A 665-nucleotide genomic window follows, 5' to 3' on the forward strand; every position below is an offset into this window, starting at 1 on the left:
AAGAAGATGATCGTTCGCCCGGGGCAGGTCATCTTCGAGAGTATCCGCGTCCGCAAGGTCAAGCAGCGGTACAATCCCAAGTATTTCACGGATGAAGCCTTGTTGCCCAAGGGCTGGACGAAGGTGTGGAAGATGCGGCAGGGGTGAATGTCCCTGCCCTGCAAGAGCATTTACAGGAGCCACGCGCACGGACAGGCTGTGCTATCATTGTGGGCTTTCCGCTGAAAGCCAACGCTCAAAATGAGGATGCCGACGGCGCGTTGTTCCTGTAAGGGCTTTTGCCCTTTCATTCTGTCGAACTGGACAGGCTAACGACATGGACTGGCTTTGCTATCTGTGCGCGCTTCGCCAAGAAGCAGCCGCTAGAGCTGAGGATGCCGACATGACGAAGCTTCGCAGGTTCGATTCTCACAAAGGAGCGTGAGCATTTGCAAAAGGAACAACTCCACTACATCTATGTTGGAGTCGATTTGCACAAAAGCCAGCATACCGCCGTTATTCTCAACTGCTGGAACGAAAAGTTAGGTGAAATCCAGTTCGACAATGCGCCTGCGGTCTTCCCTAACCTGTTAACGAAAGTAAACGGGTATCTCGAAGCAGGTATGAAAGCCGTCTATGGACTCGAAGACACGGGCGGTTACGGCTGGGCGTTCGGGTTGTTCCTC

The 665-nt window shown here is 53.4% G+C and carries 1 pseudogene; it reads left to right on the plus strand.

Annotated features, from left to right (window positions below):
* Nucleotides 1-428 precede the first annotated feature (428 nt).
* Nucleotides 429-665: pseudogene (locus ABRS97_RS28095) on the plus strand (IS110 family RNA-guided transposase); the annotation flags it as partial.

The organism is Paenibacillus tabacirhizosphaerae, from assembly GCF_040812395.1.
Classification (GTDB): domain Bacteria; phylum Bacillota; class Bacilli; order Paenibacillales; family NBRC-103111; genus Paenibacillus_E.